Origin of the sequence: Alkalimonas collagenimarina, assembly GCF_030717845.1 — a bacterium.
Lineage (GTDB): Bacteria > Pseudomonadota > Gammaproteobacteria > Enterobacterales > Alteromonadaceae > Alkalimonas > Alkalimonas collagenimarina.
In genome coordinates this window covers 1-1530 of record NZ_JAUZVZ010000056.1, presented here as the reverse complement: position 1 = coordinate 1530, position 1530 = coordinate 1, and the positions used below count along the sequence as shown (strand labels likewise).

The following is a 1530-nucleotide window of genomic DNA, read 5'->3' as shown; positions in this document are numbered from 1 at the left end:
GTAACCGTTCACCAAGGCCCTATTGACAGCTAAAAATATTTATTTTCAGTGATCTCTTGGATCCTATTGATTGATCCCGCCAGTCTGGCAAAGTGGTTCTTATGCCACGTAAAAAACAGCCATCCAAGCCGCCCGAAGTCGATAACTTAGATGATGCAAAATGTGTTATCCAAGCATTATGGGACAGGCTCAACGACCTCGAAGACCGACTGAAGCAAAACAGTCGTAACTCGTCGCGCCCGCCATCGTCGAATGGGCCGGGGGCGTCCTCTTCTGCGCCAGCTAAAAAGCCGACAGGCCGTAAGCGTGGCGCGCAATCCGGTCATAAAGGTAGCAAGCGGATGCTGGCCGACAGCGTTGATGAAACCCTGAGCTATTATCCCGGTGATACGTGTGTCTGTGGTGGTGCCATTGCAATCAGTGATTCACCCTATAGACGCCACCAGGTTTTTGATATTCCTTCTCAGGCCTTCTCTGTGGTTGAACATCAGTTACATCAGGGGCAGTGTGGCCAGTGCAGCAAAACGGTAAGAGCAACACTACCTGACAACGTGAATCAGGGGCAGATGGGCAATAACCTGCTGGCCTATGTGGCAATGCAGTCCGGTCAGTTTCACCAGAGCATCAGTAAAATTCAACAACAGCTGGAGCAGAACTTCGGTTTATCGTTCAGTCGCGGTGCTATCTCTGAAGCGCAGGGCCGGGTGAGTTCAGTACTGACGCCAGCGTATCAGGATATCAAAGAGACAATGCGCACTGAGGCGGTGGTACACTGCGATGAAACCCGTCATCAGCGTGACAACGAAAACCGCTGGATGTGGCAGGTATGCACAGCGGAGTTATCCTGCTTCATGACGCACTTCTCACGCGGCGCCTGGGCGGCAAAGAAGCTGTTGGGCGATAATCCAGAAAACATCGTTGTTACCGACCAGTATGCCGGTTATCACTACATTGATGCTGACCACCGACAGTTGTGCTGGGCGCATATCTTAAGGAACATGAATGCTCTGGCGGAAAGCTGGGGCACGAATAAAACCTATGGAACAACGTTAGTCAGGCTCATTCGCATACTGTTCCGGCTGCAACACCGGCATGAGCGTAACGCACTAAGTGAAAAGCGATACCGGGGCCGGATGGAAAAATTACGCATCGCCTGGCGAGAGCAACTTGAACTGGCATCAAGACGCTGTGTTACTCCCCGCTATCAGAACCGGTGTAAGCTACTGTTAAAACACGATGACATGTGCTGGGTATTTCTCAGTCACGATGGCGTCCCCCTCACCAACAATGAAGCAGAGCGTTCATTGCGAAGCTATGTGCTGTGGCGAAAAGGCAGCTACGGCGTGTGCTCTCACCGAGGGGAACTGTTCAGACAACGTATACTCACCATCGTAGAAACCTGCCGGAAACAAAAGTTGAATCCACTGAATTGGCTCCGCGCCATTCTCGAAGCGACGCTGAACAAAACGTCCTATCCTCTACTCGATGACTTCAAAGCAGCCAGTCAATAGGGCCCTGGTGAACGGTTAC

The 1530-nt window shown here is 51.6% G+C and carries 1 protein-coding gene; it reads left to right on the top strand.

Features of this window, described 5'->3' with window-relative positions; genetic code table 11:
• Positions 1–101 precede the first annotated feature (101 nt).
• Entirely contained in the window at positions 102–1511 is a 1410-nt protein-coding gene (tnpC, locus tag Q3O60_RS17555) for an IS66 family transposase (RefSeq protein WP_305895223.1), read from the top strand.
• Positions 1512–1530 lie beyond the last annotated feature (19 nt).